The organism is Leptolyngbya sp. Heron Island J (genome assembly GCF_000482245.1).
Classification (GTDB): domain Bacteria; phylum Cyanobacteriota; class Cyanobacteriia; order Phormidesmidales; family Phormidesmidaceae; genus Leptothoe.
This window is the reverse complement of sequence record NZ_AWNH01000044.1, coordinates 1-13,764: the sequence shown is the minus strand read 5'-3', so window position 1 is coordinate 13,764 and position 13,764 is coordinate 1. Positions and strand designations below refer to the sequence as shown.

The window sequence follows — 13,764 nt, the reverse complement described above, 5'->3', positions numbered from 1 at the left end:
CGTGCAGCACCCTGTCTTGATAGTAGTAATTCTCACCGATCATTCCCCCGAATGGGGGGGATGACCCTACACAGGGAAATAGTGCTTATTTTAATTCGAAGCTTAATTCAGTATTTTTATTTTTATTTTTATCTAAAAACACTTTTTTCTTTAAAAGGAAAGCTAGAATTGACTTAAAGGTTATTAAAAATAATTTTTATGGATGACCTTGATAGCAAAATTCTAGAGACGCTGATGACAGATGGGCGGATCACCTGGTCTGACCTGGCCAGTCAGTGTGGGGTATCATCCCCAGCCATTGGTGAACGGGTACGACGCTTAGAGAAGCGCGGCATTATTCAAGGCTATGGGGTGGTGGTTGATCCCGTGCAGCTGGGCTACGACATCACGGCATTTGTGACGGTGGTGTTAGAGCATCCCAACTATCGCCAGGATTTTTTGGACTATGTGCAGATCACATCAGCCATTCAGGAATGCCATCACGTGGCCGGTGATGGAGACTATTTGCTCAAGGTGCGGTGCAGCAGAATGGCGGATTTGGAACGGATTCTTAGCGAGGAAATTAAGGGGCTGCCGGGGATCTTGCAGACGAAAACATCGATTGCGCTATCGACGGTGAAGGAGACAACGGCGCTGGCGGTTTGAGAGGAGTGGATGGAGGGGTAGAGGGGTAGAGGGGTGAGTTTATAGGGATGTTTTTGCCATGATTTCTTTGTTTTTTCGGGGGTTGATTTTGGGGGTATCGATTGCTGCCCCTGTTGGCCCGATTGGGTTGTTGTGTATTCGGCGAAGTTTGTCCTATGGGGCAGTTGCAGGATTGCTGTCAGGGTTAGGCGCGGCGACGGCGGATGGGGTGTATGGTGCGATCGCAGCTTTTGGTCTTGCCTTTGTGTCAAGTTTCCTTAGGGAACAGGCCCGGTGGCTTGGCATTATCGGCGGTTTATTTCTCTGTTATCTCGGGATCACCACATTTTTAAGCAAGCCTGCCAAAAAATCAGCTGAAATAAGCAGAACGGGTTTGGCCGGGGCCTATCTGTCTACCCTGGGTTTAACCTTGACCAATCCAGCGACGATCTTGTCCTTTGTGTTTCTGTTTGCTGGCTTTGCGCCAACAGGGTTGGCCTATGGTCAGGCGGTGGTAATGGTCGGTGGTGTGTTTTTGGGCTCAGCGCTGTGGTGGTTGCTGTTGAGTAGTGGGGTATCGCGATTGCGCCATTGGTTAACGCCGGGGCGATTGGTTTGGGTGAATCGGGTGTTTGGATTGTTGATTACGGGGTTTGGTGTCGTAGCGCTGAGTTGGCGGGGATGAGTTTTAGAGTGGATGGGTAGATAGTACGGTTAGATCAGCAGCGGATTCAGGCATTAGAGGAAAAATTGCGGGAGCTGGGCGTTAATCCAGAAGCACTTTAGATTAGGCAAAAATGGAGGATTGAGCGAAGTCGAAACCCGGTTTGTGGCAAAGCTCACCCTGATGGGTAATAGACGCTCAGCAGCAAGCTATATCAAGATATTTAGTTAAGCTGCCGATAATATCTTGTCGTCAGAAACTAGAGTAAAAACAGGCTTTCGCATCACCCGACTTATTAGCCCCCCAATTTTGCCAAGCACCATGGCAGCCAAAACGATCCTAATCTTGACGGCTAATCCTTCAGATACCAGCCGTTTACGTTTAGACGAAGAAGTTCGTGAAATCCAAGAAGGGTTGAACCTGTCAGCAGAACGCGACAGCTTTAAGGTAGTGTCACAGTGGGCAACTCGACCAGACGACTTACGCCGTGCCCTACTCAAATACAAACCCGAAATCGTCCACTTCTCAGGTCACGGAGCTGGCACCGAGGGACTGCTTCTAGAAAGCGATACCGGTTCAGCCAAACCTGTAAGCGGGATCGCCTTATCACGTCTATTTAGTCTTTTTCCAAAGGTAGAATGCGTCCTTTTTAATGCCTGTTATTCCCAGGTACAGGCAGAAGCTGTTGTCGAGCACGTCGACTATGTAGTCGGCATGACCGACGCCATGGGGGATAGAGCAGCCATTGAATTTGCCGTCGGATTTTACGATGCCCTGGGCTATGGCCATCCAGTACCGTTTGCCTACAAAGTTGGCCTCTCAGCCATTGCCCTCGAAGGAATTGATGAAGTCAGCCCGCCTATTCTGAAAGTGCGTAAAGGGTTAGCAGAAGAACCTGACATATCGCAAAAGCTACCTAAATCAGAATCTGCCGCCACAGAAGCAACGGACATAGATAAAAGCCCAGCTCCTGCTGAAAAGTCCGTAACACTTGAAGAACCAGAAGGCTTAGTACCGTTAGACTCACCCTTCTACATAGAACGGTTACCGATTGAAACCGACTGCTATGAAACCGTATTGCGACCCGGTTCGTTAATTCGGATTAAAGCCCCCCGACAGCTAGGTAAAACATCGCTATTGGTCAGAACGTTATCCCATGCCAGATCTCAGGGGTTTGAAACCGTACGTCTGAGTTTTCAAACCTCCGACAACGAAACCCTCAATGACCTGGATGAATTTCTACAGTGGTTTTGCTGCAGCGTCACCGAGGAACTAGACCTAGAAGATCGACTAGCAGACTATTGGAAAGGAGCACGGGGCATTGTACGTCGCTGTCAGCGGTACTTTGAAAAGTACTTGCTACAGGAGCTAGACCAGCCCCTGGTGCTGGGTCTAGATGAAGTAGACCAGGTATTTGAGCATCCTCAAATCGCCACAGACTTTTTTGGCATGTTGCGGGTATGGCACGAAGAAGGCAAAACCAACCCGATCTGGCGCAAGCTAAATCTGGTCATTGTCCATTCCAAAGAGGTTTACGTTCCCCTCAGTATCAACCGCTCACCGTTTAATGTAGGTCTACCGATTGAGCTGCGGGAGTTAAATACGGACGAAATCGAAACACTGATTTCGCGTCATCAGATGAGCCTGACCTCCTATCAAAAACAACAGCTAGTAGAACTGGTGGGAGGACATCCTTATCTACTGCGAGCAGCCCTTTACCAGCTGGCACGAGGACGCATAAGTCTGACCCAGCTGATGGAAGAAGCACCCACCGAAGGAGGTTTGTACAGCGATCATCTGCGGCGACATTTGCTCAATCTAGAAGCTGATTCGGATTTGCTTAATGCTTTTAAGCAGGTTATTCCCAGCTATCAGCCAGTGCAAATTGGCTCAACGGAAGCGTTTAAGCTGCACAGCATGGGCCTGGTGAAGTATGACGGCAATGCTGTAGTCCCTTTATGTGGTTTGTACCGGCAATATTTCCAATCTCGTTTGTGAGGTTAAGTAATTGAACGTTAATCAAATCCGTAATAAAAACTCTTTGAGTAACATCCTCCCCTTAGTAAGGGGAGGTGCCGAAGGCGGAGGGTTCCTCGATCATTGGTGCAAGCTCTCCAGACCCCTCCCTAACGGTTCCCCTTGGCAAGGCTACCGTGTACACACATCTCGGACTCAAGCTCAAAATCCTGCATTGGCCCCCCTTAGTCCCCCCAATTCTGGGGGGGAATCCAACTCAAAGTCCCCCAGAATTGGGGGATTTAGGGGGCTTTCAGAAGCTAAGCGACTTTCCGATGACTTGTGTGTAAACCGTAGCCTTGGCAAGGGGAACCAAATATCGCTGAACCTCACAACGCAGTTCTTATTCTCGCGCACATCCCTAAACGATCCCTTAGACTCCGCTCAAGGGAAAACGTTTGTAAGACGGTTACTTTCCTGATGCAAACACCCTGAAAAGACCATGGCTGAGTATCGATATCAAGTGGGCGGTAGCCTCCCGCCAGATGCACAAACCTACGTTAAGCGTGCGGCAGACGAAGAATTTTACCAGGCGCTAAAAGCAGGGGAGTTTTGCTATGTACTCAACTCTCGACAAATGGGCAAGTCGAGTCTGCGGGTGCGCACCTCTAATCGATTACAAGCAGAAGGAGTAGCCTGCGCATCGTTGGATATCAGCGGCCTGGGCACCACGACTATCGAACCAGCAGAATGGTATTTCGGTGTGATCGACAGTCTGGTGGATCGATTACAGATCGACCAGCTGACTCCAGACTTTGACCTGGATGACTGGTGGGAAGTAAACCATCATCTGCCACCAGTGCGTCGATTTGGGAAATTCCTGAGCAACGTGTTACTGCAGACAATTGCTCAGCCCATTGTTATTTTTCTAGATGAGATCGACAGCGTTCTCAGTCTGGAATTTGACGCCGATGATTTCTTTGCCGTGATTCGGGAGTGTTACAACAATCGAGCTGATCATCCTGAATTCAATCGGCTAACGTTTGCGCTGATCGGTGTAGCCACACCCACAGATTTGATCCGAGCCAAAGAACGAACTCCGTTTAACGTTGGTCGAGCCATCCAACTGACAGGGTTTAAGTTTAATGAGGCCGCACCGCTGCTGCCAGGATTAGCAACAGTGAGCAATCCAGAAGCAGTGCTACAGGCGGTGCTGCATTGGACTGGAGGACAACCCTTTTTGACCCAGAAAGTTTGCCAGCTGGTGATTCAAGCAGCACAACGGCAGCAACATAGCCAGCTCAATGCTGATGAGTTGGTGGCCCAGGTGGTGCATACCCACATTATTGATAACTGGGAAATACAGGATGAACCGCCTCACTTAAAAACCATTCGAGACCGATTACGAAACAATGCACGGGCAGGCCAGTTACTGAGCCTGTATCAAGAGATTATTCAGCAAGGTCAGATTCCTCAGGATGGTAGCTCAAAGCAAATGGCACTGCGGTTATCCGGCTTGGTGGTGGAACAGCACGGGGCCTTACAAGTGTATAACCCCATTTACAAGGCAGTCTTTACCCAGGATTGGATACAGGATGCGTTAACCAGTATTCGGCCCTATGGGGAAAAGTTAAACGCCTGGGTGGCAGCCCCGCAGGATAGTTTGTTGTTGCAGGGAGAAGAACTGACTGACGCGCTGGATTGGTCGGAATCTCGTAGTTTGGGTAAGCAGGACTATGAGTATTTGGTAGAGAGCCAGAAGCTGGGATTACGGGCTGAACTGGCGGCGGTGCAGACAACAGTGGCGCAGCAGACGCAGTTGTTGAATACGAAGAATAAAGCAATTCAGCGGGCTGATGATGAGTTAGCGGATGCTAAAGCAGACCTCAAGCGTATTAATCGACAAGCTCGCTGGACTACTGGAATAGGAATAAGCCTAGTAAGTATGGCTTTAGCAGGAGCATTTTGGTCTGGGAACCATGCACTTGCCCAGGGAGAGGAAGCCCGTAGAGCGAGGGAAATTGCTAAAGACTCAGAATTAGAGTTGTTAACAACTCAAAAATCACTCGAAAGATTAGAGATACGAAATACTGATCTGCTTGAAAATAACGAAGATCTTTCAGAAGTAAATGAGCAGTTAACTGAAGTAAATGCAGAGGTTACTGAAGAGGCAACAATAGCATTAGCAGACGCAGAAACAGCCAAACAACAAGCTGAAACTATTCGTGAACAGGTTACGGGGCTTAATCAGAATTTAGACGCTAAAAATAGCCAGTTGGGACATATTCAAATCCAGCTAGCAGGAGCTCAGTCTGAACTTGATTCACTAGAACAAAATGTCAACGACTTAGAACAAGAGAGAATTATCCAGGAGGATAATCTACAAGAAACCAACAGGCTACTTAATACGACGGTTAGGCGTAGAAATGAAGTTCAAGAAGCGTTACGGTTTTCTATTGGTACGTTGGGATTACAACGGTTTAGAAATACTTTTTATGAACTGGGTGGCCTGAGAGATGCAATTGATTATCTAGAGGAGGGATTAGAAAAAACTCAAAAGACCCAGAATAAGAGAGGAGAGGCCTACTCCCATGGCAATCTGGGAGAAGTGCATAACATTCTTGGTCGTTATCCCGAAGCACTAGAGGCTCATGAGAAGCACTTAATTATTGCAACGCAAATTCAAGATCGACAAGGAGAGGCGCAAGCTCTAGGAAACAAGGGTGAGGTGCTGTATAACCAAGGTAAATATCCACAAGCTTTGGAGTTTCATCAACAGCATTTAGAAATCACACGAGAGATTAAAGATAAATTAGGAGAGAGTCAGGCTCTGATGAATTTGGGGCGTGTTTATTTAGCCACAGGAAAGCCAAAGCAAGCTTTAGAGACCCATCAGGAGAGTTTAGAGATTGCCATAGCTATCAAAGATCGAATTGGGGAAGGCCAAATCCTCAGTTACATGGGGGATGTGTATGACTTTCAGGGGCAGACAGATAGGGCTCTAGAGCATTATAGACAGGCAGTAGAAATTGCTGAGGCTATTGAAGATAGTTTTGGAGAAGCCGAACTGCTTAGAAAAATAGCTGATATTAAAAGACATCAGGGTGATGATAATGAGGCTCTAGGTATCTATGAATATACTCAAGAATTGTCTAGAGTGATTCAGGATACTAAAGGTCAAAGTGACAGTTTGCGAGGTGTTGGACAAATCAGAGCTGGACAGTATGACTATGATGCAGCCCTGAATAACTATCGTTTGGCTTTAGATCTTTTGTATGAATTAGGAGATAAAGCGGGCGAGGGCGACATGCGTCTGACCATTGGTCAATTATATGAGGATCAAGGCCAACCTTTGGAAGCTTTAGGCTATTACGAGCAAGCACTGGATATTCATCAGACGATCAGTAACCGTAGTGGAGAAGCTGTTAGCCTGAACCAGATTGGAGACACATATCTAAATCGATCTCTATATTCAGAGGCCCTAAGCTATTACCAACAGTCCTTAGCCATTCGTCGCGAGGTCGGCGATCGCGCTGGCGAAGGTAACACTCTTAACAATATTGGCTTAGTCTATGACAATCAAGGAAACTATGGCGAGGCCCTCAGGTATTACGAACAGTCCTTGGCAATTCTTCGTCAGGTAGGCGATCGCGCCAGCGAAGGAATCATCCTCAACAACATTGGCAGCATCTATCGTGCTCCAGGAAACTATGGCGAGGCCCTCAGGTATCTCGAAGAGTCCTTGGCAATTCTTCGTCAGGTAGGCGATCGCGCCGGCGAAGGCGTCACTCTCCAGAACATTGGCAAAGTGTATAACAATCAAGGGAAGTATGGTGAGGCATTGGCCTATTACGAAGAGTCCTTGGCAATTCTTCGTGAGGTGGGCGATCGTGCTGGCGAAGGAATCACCCTCAACAATATTGGAGGTATCTATCGTGCTCAAGAAAACTATGATGAGGCTCTGAGTCATTACAAACAGGCCTTAGCAATTCATCGTGAGGTGGGTAATCGCACAGAAGAAGGGACCACACTTTGGAATATCGGAGATACTTTGGCTAGGCAAAAGAATAGTATTCAAGCTCTATCTCCTCTGTACGATGCTTTCAATGTTTATGAGTCCCTGGGCCTTACATTCAGAAGTGATAGTGTAATTGAATGGATTCAAGGTGTGCTTAGAGATATTAGAAACACTGCACCAGAAGCCGAGTACCAACAACAATGTCGTAATTCTTCTCAAGCGACCAGCATCCCTTTAGCCGAGCTTTGTCCAGCAGAGTAGCCTGGGAGATCCCCGGTTTCTAGTCGAATTCCGAAGCTTAGGCAATAGGGCAAATCTAGAAACCGGGGATCTATGCAGAATCCTCGTCTAAAGGGAACTCTAGACCTATAAATTCATCAGGGTCGACGATGCCACGGCGCAAGACAGCATTCTTACCAGGGCAACACTATCACCTATACAATCGAGGTAACAATCGACAAAAGATCTTCTTTGAGCGAGAGAACTATCTCTTTTTCCTGAGACGATTTCGCTATTACCTCGTGGATAGCACCTTGGATGTCAACGCCTATTGTCTGATGCCGAACCACTATCACTTTTTAGTGTATTTACGCCAGAGTGACTTTTCCAAAAAAATGCAGGCATTTACATTGTCCTACACTAAGGCGATGAATAAACGCTATGGACGCTGCGGCTCAATCTTTCAAGGTAGATTTCAAGCAATCTTGGTAGATAGTGATGCCTACTTGCTACATTTATCTCGGTATATTCATTTGAACCCAGTGAAGGCAGGCTTAACAGAACGCCCTGAAGAATGGGAATTTTCCAGTTATTCGGACTATTTGGGATTACGGCAGGGAACTTTGCCAAAAACAGGCAACGTGCTGAAACAGGTTGGCTCAGCTCGGGCCTATCAGCGTTTTGTCAGCGCGGAACACACTTTGATGCTGGATTAATCGAGAACCCCGGCTTCTACAAATCCCGTATTGCTGAGATCCTGATTTTGAAAGAAACCGGGGTTCTTTGCGTTAAGTTTCTTCGATGACTTCAACTAATTCTTCGACGGAGACGCCTAATACTTCGGCGATGCGCATGACGGCTGGGATATCTGCTGTGGCCATGCCAGGAGAACCAGCATAGGTTGCTACTGTCGAATACGGTACATTTGCCTGTCTAGATATCGCACGGAGAGCTAGCCCTTGCTGCTTAGCCAATTCTCGAATACGTAATCTAAACAGACCCATCGCAGGCTTGACAAAATCAAATGCACGTCCATATGCTATCGATAGGTGTTTGGTCGACTATTCGACCAAACACCTATCTAACCAAAAACAATCGCCCCCCGGCCTCAGAAACTGAAGGGCGACTGTCCAATTCAACCGAAACAAATTCGGAGATACCCCAATGATATCAGTCCAACCGCCGCCTGGTGCGGCCATGGTTCAACCTGCCTGTTTACAACCTGCCAGCCTCAATGGCTATCAAGCCAGGCTGCATCCCTGGTGCATTGTGCGGCGGCTGCCAAAAATGCAGCGCATCGTCGTCGGGCGATTTCGTAAAGGCAATGATGCGGATGAGCATGTGAGGTCTTTAAGGAAATTGATTCCTCAGGGAGAGTTTATTGTTATGTTTGACCCTGGTGATTTAGCCTCCAATCCGTAACTTTCCCCTCCAGGGAGGGGCTCCGGGGCGGGTTGACCGATGGCGCTAGAGGATGAGACCCACCCCGCCTACGGCACCCCTCCCGAGAGGGGATGAACTTAGGCTGATCAGATAGTAGGGAAATTGTTGGCTGGTGAAGTGCGATCGCGTCTATCGTAACTCTACTGGCAAGGTAAACATCCCCGCCTGATCATAAGTATCCTCATACACTTGCTTCACTGCCGCCCAGGGCACTCGCCCATAAATATGGGGATATAACTCCGTTCCACCGGATGTATTTTCCACCCGAATCTCACAATCCACCGCTGCCGGGTCAATGCTAAACAACACCAATCCCTGCTGTCCCGCATAATGACGACGGCTTACCCCTATCACCTGATGCAAAAACGAACAGTGGATAAAGCCTTCTGCTGCCAGGTCTGCTGACTCAAAATATCCTTGTGCTTTTGCCGCGTGAACATCCGCCACTGGAGCAATACGATACAGCAGTTCCATCGTGATAGCTTCCATAGAATTCTTCAGTACAATTGTCTTAGTCCATAGTAAAGGGCCACACCCATGACCGCCCTAGTCACCAAACCCATTAGTCAACTCCTTCTTGCCCCTGGCAGTGTTGTCGCTATTCTTAGTTCAAAACTCAAAACATTCCATGTGTGGCCGTTATACTCAAACCCATTCTGGTGCAGATCTGGCAGCAGCTTTCCAACTCACCACAGAGCCAGCCCCACCGCCGCGCTACAATATCGCTCCGTCCCAGCCTATTTCTGCCATTATTGCTGGTCGCGAATATCGTATCTTTCAGTGGGGGCTAGTGCCTTCCTGGGCTAAGGATTATAAAATTGGTTATCGGCTAATTAACGCTCGGTCAGAAACTGCGGCTGAAAAGCCGTCATTCCGAGCAGCGTTCAAGCGCCGTCGCTGCTTGATTCCGGCTGATGGCTTTTATGAATGGCAACGAACGGCGAGCAATAAAAAGAAGCAGCCTTTCTATATTCACCTGAGAGAACGCCCAGTGTTTGCCTTTGCTGGACTGTGGGAGCAGTGGGAGGGCGGCGATGGTAGCTATCTGGAGACTTGTACGATCTTAACAACAGAGCCTAATGAGCTGATGGAGCCTATTCATAATCGGATGCCGGTGATTATTCCGAAGACTGAGTATGATCGCTGGCTGACGGCGGCTCCACGCCAGGTGCAGGGGTTGATGAGGCCCTATGATGCTGATGAAATGGAGGCTTACCCGGTGAGTACGTTGGTGAATAGCCCACGGAATGAAAGTGCTGATTGTATTGTGCCGCTTGGGGGTTGATGGGTGGAGGGGTTCGGGGGGTGGATGTTGGGTTTCGGGGGTTGAGAAATTGGCGAAGGGGGGGGTGGTGGGAAGCTCAACCCAACCTACGGTGTCTCGGTCTTGATGGGTGAGGATTGTGGGCTTTAATCAAATGTTGTTATAGATGAATTTCTTTTTTGAAATTGCAAAGTCGTTTTATTATGTCCTTCGTGTGTTCTGGTGGCGATAACGTGAGCACTTGACAAAACGAATGACTGCAAAGCGAACACAGCGATTTCTATCTATCTTTGCCAGTGTGGTAATTTGCACGTTTATTTTGGTGCCAATTGCTTGGGGTCAGGCTCAAAATAATGCACCGCTGGAAGAGCTCCAGCAGCAGCAAGAAAATATTCAGCAGCAGCAGCAAGATTTGGAAGCAGAGCAAAATCGGCTGCAAAATTTAGAACGACAGGCGGCTGATCAACTCGACGGTTTGCAGGACAGTATTACAGTTACTAACCTCAAAATTGAGGAAACTGATTTCCAAATTCAAGAGGCACAAAAGCGGCTGCAGCGGTTAGAAAATCGGCTGACTATGGCGCAGGACGAGTATGAAACTGTGCGCATTGGCGCGGTGAGACGGCTGCAGTTTATGCAACGGCAAAAGGATGCGGAAGGCTGGGCCGTGTTGCTAAAAAGTAAAAACTTGAATGAGTTTATGGAGCGACGCTACTTGCTTGGAAAAATCTATCAGGCGGACAGTAGCTTTATGGCAGAACTGCAGGAAAAGGCTAATCTGATCGTTCGCCAGCAGCAAGGGGTGGAAGCGCAGAAAAATTCGATTGCTTTATTGCGGCAGCAGCTACTGGCTCGGCGGGATCAGTATGAAGCCCAGGCCGGTCAGCAAACTCAGCTGATTACTCGGCTGAAGGATAATCGCAATGCGCTAGAAGCGGCTCAGGCTCAGCTGGTGCGCGACTCTGAAAGTTTGGCGAATCTGATTCGGCGGCGGATTGCAGCGGCTGGCGGGATTGTATTGGGTACGGGGCAGATGAGTTTGCCGTCAGCGGGCCAGATTACCAGTGGGTTTGGTCCCCGAGTGCATCCGGTGTTGGGCTATCGACGGTTTCATGCTGGGGTGGACTTTGGCGCACCCTACGGTACTCGGATCACAGCGGCTGATTCGGGTAAGGTGATTTTTGCGGGTTGGTACGGTGGCTATGGTAATTCAGTGATTATTGACCACGGGGATGGATTAACGACTCTGTATGCCCATGCCAGCCGTCTCAATGTGCGTGAGGGCCAAACGGTGACAAAAGGGCAGTCTATAGCAGCAATTGGGTCAACCGGGCTTTCCACTGGGCCACATTTACACTTTGAGGTGCGTCGTAATGGTAATCCGGTAAACCCGATGGGATTTTTGTAAACATGATGGACTTGATACACCATGGCTGATATCTGCAGCAGGATCAGCCGACTATTTGCCCTGGTCACTGTTGGATATTGTTTTTCGGCCCAAGTGGCTTGTGCGGAGCCTACCTTAAATCAGCAATTGGATAGTCAGCTGGAGCTGCCGCCGGGTACGGTGGACAATAGCCCGGTGCTGCAAGAATGGCTAGAGGAAACGCCGGATATATTGAGCACTATTCGCACTGAGCCGAGTTTTCCGACGCGGCTACAGATGAGCTATGCTCTGTTTCCGTCTAGTCGGGATGAGGGCGGTCTGGCTATTGGTATTGAAGATGTGTTTATTGGCGAGCTGCCGCTGACGGTGAATGCGGACTATGCGGCTAATTTTGATGATGGGGATACTGACCGGGAGGCTTATGGGGCACACCTACGCTACTATGTGCTGCCGGTCGGTGGCTATGTGAATGTGGCTCCGATTGTAGGTTATCGCCATGTGGAAGCGGTGGATTATAGGGAAAGCGGTGTCCAGGTTGGGTTTCAAGTTAAGCTGATTCCTGCGCGGGGTGGGGGGGCTGATTTTGCCTACACCCAGACCTGGGTAAGCCCGACAGAGGATGATTCGGTGATGATTACTCAGCTGGAGTTTGGCTATGGGTTGACTGACCAGCTACGCCTGGCGACGGATGTGGAATGGCAGTTTGCACCGGGGGCAACGGATAGTCGGTTGGGAATTGGGGTGGAGTGGATGCTGTAGGGGCATCGCCTGTCGTAGGGGCATTGCATGCAATGCCCCTACGACAGTTTGGCGGCAAGTTTGGCGGCGAGCAGGGCGGCCTGGGTGCGATCGCGAACGCCCAATCGTCCCAACAGCCGGGTGACATGGTTTTTCACGGTCCCTTCGGATAGAAATAACGCCTCGGCAATTTCGCGATTATTGGCCCCGGTCCCAATCAGGCGGAGTACGTCTTTTTCACGGGGTGTCAGTTCGTCAAATCCTTCAGGCACATCGATCTGAGGTTCCTGCGGATTCGCTAGCATTTTTTCTAAAATGCCGGGACCAAACTGGCTATAGCCCTTGGCTACTGTACGAATGGCCTGGGCTAGTTCTTCAGATGGGGTGTCCTTGAGTAGATAGCCTTTGGCTCCAACTGCCATGGCCTGGGCAATCAGGTCGTCATCGTCAAAGGTGGTAAGCACTAGCACTTGAATTGATGGGTAGCGGGCTGCGATCGCACCTGTTGCTGCCACCCCATCCATCACCGGCATGCGCATATCCATTAGAACTACCGCTGGTAGCTGTCCTGTTTGTTTTAATTGGTCTAATCGGGCCAGGGCAGTCTCACCATTGTCAGCATCTCCCACAATAGTGATGTCGTCTTCCAACTCCAGCAGTGTTCTTAATCCTTGTCGAATAATCTGCTGATCGTCCACCAGCATGATGGGGATCGGCGGCTGGTGATTGTGTTCTGGCGGTTTCATAATTTTATTCTCTGGTATGGTGGGTGCAGTTTGGGGTGAGTGGCAGTGCCCACCCTACAAATCTCCTTAGAGGGTGACAAGGAACTTCAAGCCTATAGTTGGCAATGATTTGGGAAAATAAAACGGCAAAAAAATAGGGGACTATGGATCCCCCACAAAAAATAAAATGTTGCCTCAAGTATACCAAACGATTTGCCGTAAGCATCTGAACGAGCAGCAGTATCTAACGCTGGAATTAGTGTTACTTTTGATACAAGCGCATCGTCAAGTCACTCTTGGAGCCTTAGCCAGTCTATTTCCTCAACCGATCAAATATGCGAGTCGAAAACGGAACCTGCAACGGTTTTTAGTCCTGCCTCGTTTGAGCCTTAAAGTGTTGTGGTTTCCGTTGCTCAAATATTGGATTCGACAAGCTCAAACGGGGCATCGTCTCAATCGAGAGCATCGTCGTCAGCTAAAAAAAAGACGCATCAGAAGTATGGGTATTGGTTGATTGCGATAGACCGAACGCAATGGAAAGGACGTAATCTGTTTATGGTGACCCTGGTATGGGGGACTCATGCATTACCGCTCTATTGGGAGCTATTAGACCATATAGGCAACAGTAATCTGAGGACCCAAAAACGAGTCTTAAAAATCGCTCTAAAATTATTGAAACCCTATCCAACATTGGTGATAGGAGACCGAGAATTTCATAGTCCCAAA

General features: G+C 48.8%; 12 protein-coding genes and 1 pseudogene. 10 read left to right on the top strand and 3 right to left on the bottom strand.

All coding sequences use genetic code 11. The features are described 5' to 3' along the window. Positions 1-198: 198 nt before the first annotated feature. The 5 genes from N836_RS52540 to N836_RS52520 all read left to right on the top strand — a co-directional run bounded on the left by N836_RS52540 (position 199) and on the right by N836_RS52520 (position 8,197). Entirely contained in the window at positions 199-645 is a 447-nt protein-coding gene (locus N836_RS52540) for an Lrp/AsnC family transcriptional regulator (protein WP_023072865.1), read from the top strand. A 58-nt stretch (positions 646-703) separates the two neighbouring features. Then, positions 704-1,309, top strand: coding sequence for a LysE family translocator (locus N836_RS52535; protein ID WP_023072864.1), 606 nt, complete (start codon positions 704-706; stop codon positions 1,307-1,309). Between the two features lie 300 nt (positions 1,310-1,609). Next, positions 1,610-3,286 (top strand): AAA-like domain-containing protein, encoded by a 1,677-nt coding sequence (locus N836_RS52530; protein WP_023072863.1) that lies wholly within the window; start codon positions 1,610-1,612, stop codon positions 3,284-3,286. A 460-nt stretch (positions 3,287-3,746) separates the two neighbouring features. Then, complete coding sequence (locus N836_RS73330) at positions 3,747-7,523, top strand: tetratricopeptide repeat protein (protein WP_023072862.1); 3,777 nt, start codon at positions 3,747-3,749, stop codon at positions 7,521-7,523. A 128-nt stretch (positions 7,524-7,651) separates the two neighbouring features. Beyond that, the gene (locus tag N836_RS52520) at positions 7,652-8,197 is read left to right on the top strand and encodes an REP-associated tyrosine transposase (RefSeq protein ID WP_023072861.1); all 546 of its coding nucleotides are present in this window, start codon (positions 7,652-7,654) and stop codon (positions 8,195-8,197) included. Positions 8,198-8,269: 72 nt separating this feature from the next. Here N836_RS52520 and N836_RS52515 read toward each other — a convergent pair whose 3' ends face one another. Beyond that, positions 8,270-8,485 (bottom strand): hypothetical protein, encoded by a 216-nt coding sequence (locus tag N836_RS52515; protein WP_023072860.1) that lies wholly within the window; start codon positions 8,483-8,485, stop codon positions 8,270-8,272. A 160-nt stretch (positions 8,486-8,645) separates the two neighbouring features. Here N836_RS52515 and N836_RS52510 point away from each other — a divergent pair, with 160 nt between their 5' ends. Then, positions 8,646-8,903, top strand: coding sequence for a hypothetical protein (locus tag N836_RS52510; RefSeq protein ID WP_023072859.1), 258 nt, complete (start codon positions 8,646-8,648; stop codon positions 8,901-8,903). A 150-nt stretch (positions 8,904-9,053) separates the two neighbouring features. Here N836_RS52510 and N836_RS52505 read toward each other — a convergent pair whose 3' ends face one another. Further along, complete coding sequence (locus tag N836_RS52505; protein WP_023072858.1) at positions 9,054-9,413, bottom strand: DUF952 domain-containing protein; 360 nt, start codon at positions 9,411-9,413, stop codon at positions 9,054-9,056. 139 nt (positions 9,414-9,552) lie between these two features. On the opposite strand from N836_RS52505, the gene N836_RS52500 reads away from it, so the two are divergent. The 3 genes from N836_RS52500 to N836_RS52490 all read left to right on the top strand — a co-directional run bounded on the left by N836_RS52500 (position 9,553) and on the right by N836_RS52490 (position 12,334). After that, the gene (locus N836_RS52500; RefSeq protein ID WP_023072857.1) at positions 9,553-10,209 is read left to right on the top strand and encodes an SOS response-associated peptidase; all 657 of its coding nucleotides are present in this window, start codon (positions 9,553-9,555) and stop codon (positions 10,207-10,209) included. A gap of 232 nt (positions 10,210-10,441) precedes the next feature. After that, a complete protein-coding gene (locus tag N836_RS52495) occupies positions 10,442-11,596 on the top strand; it encodes a murein hydrolase activator EnvC family protein (RefSeq protein WP_023072856.1) in 1,155 nt (384 codons plus the stop codon). A gap of 21 nt (positions 11,597-11,617) precedes the next feature. Beyond that, entirely contained in the window at positions 11,618-12,334 is a 717-nt protein-coding gene (locus N836_RS52490; protein ID WP_023072855.1) for a hypothetical protein, read from the top strand. A 38-nt stretch (positions 12,335-12,372) separates the two neighbouring features. Here N836_RS52490 and N836_RS52485 read toward each other — a convergent pair whose 3' ends face one another. After that, positions 12,373-13,059 (bottom strand): response regulator transcription factor, encoded by a 687-nt coding sequence (locus tag N836_RS52485; RefSeq protein ID WP_023072854.1) that lies wholly within the window; start codon positions 13,057-13,059, stop codon positions 12,373-12,375. A 166-nt stretch (positions 13,060-13,225) separates the two neighbouring features. Between N836_RS52485 and N836_RS52480 the strand changes: the two are divergent. Continuing rightward, positions 13,226-13,764 (top strand): annotated as a pseudogene (locus N836_RS52480) (IS4 family transposase); the annotation flags it as partial.

Bases quoted from the DNA above. Each gene is read 5' to 3' on its own strand.
- N836_RS52505 (WP_023072858.1), bottom strand. From the start codon at position 9,413: ATGGAAGCTATCACGATGGAACTGCTGTATCGTATTGCTCCAGTGGCG.
- N836_RS52495 (WP_023072856.1), top strand. From the start codon at position 10,442: ATGACTGCAAAGCGAACACAGCGATTTCTATCTATCTTTGCCAGTGTG.
- N836_RS52540 (WP_023072865.1), top strand. From the start codon at position 199: ATGGATGACCTTGATAGCAAAATTCTAGAGACGCTGATGACAGATGGG.
- N836_RS52515 (WP_023072860.1), bottom strand. From the start codon at position 8,485: ATGGGTCTGTTTAGATTACGTATTCGAGAATTGGCTAAGCAGCAAGGG.
- N836_RS52520 (WP_023072861.1), top strand. From the start codon at position 7,652: ATGCCACGGCGCAAGACAGCATTCTTACCAGGGCAACACTATCACCTA.
- N836_RS52500 (WP_023072857.1), top strand. From the start codon at position 9,553: ATGTGTGGCCGTTATACTCAAACCCATTCTGGTGCAGATCTGGCAGCA.
- N836_RS52535 (WP_023072864.1), top strand. From the start codon at position 704: ATGATTTCTTTGTTTTTTCGGGGGTTGATTTTGGGGGTATCGATTGCT.
- N836_RS73330 (WP_023072862.1), top strand. From the start codon at position 3,747: ATGGCTGAGTATCGATATCAAGTGGGCGGTAGCCTCCCGCCAGATGCA.
- N836_RS52485 (WP_023072854.1), bottom strand. From the start codon at position 13,059: ATGAAACCGCCAGAACACAATCACCAGCCGCCGATCCCCATCATGCTG.
- N836_RS52490 (WP_023072855.1), top strand. From the start codon at position 11,618: ATGGCTGATATCTGCAGCAGGATCAGCCGACTATTTGCCCTGGTCACT.
- N836_RS52510 (WP_023072859.1), top strand. From the start codon at position 8,646: ATGATATCAGTCCAACCGCCGCCTGGTGCGGCCATGGTTCAACCTGCC.
- N836_RS52530 (WP_023072863.1), top strand. From the start codon at position 1,610: ATGGCAGCCAAAACGATCCTAATCTTGACGGCTAATCCTTCAGATACC.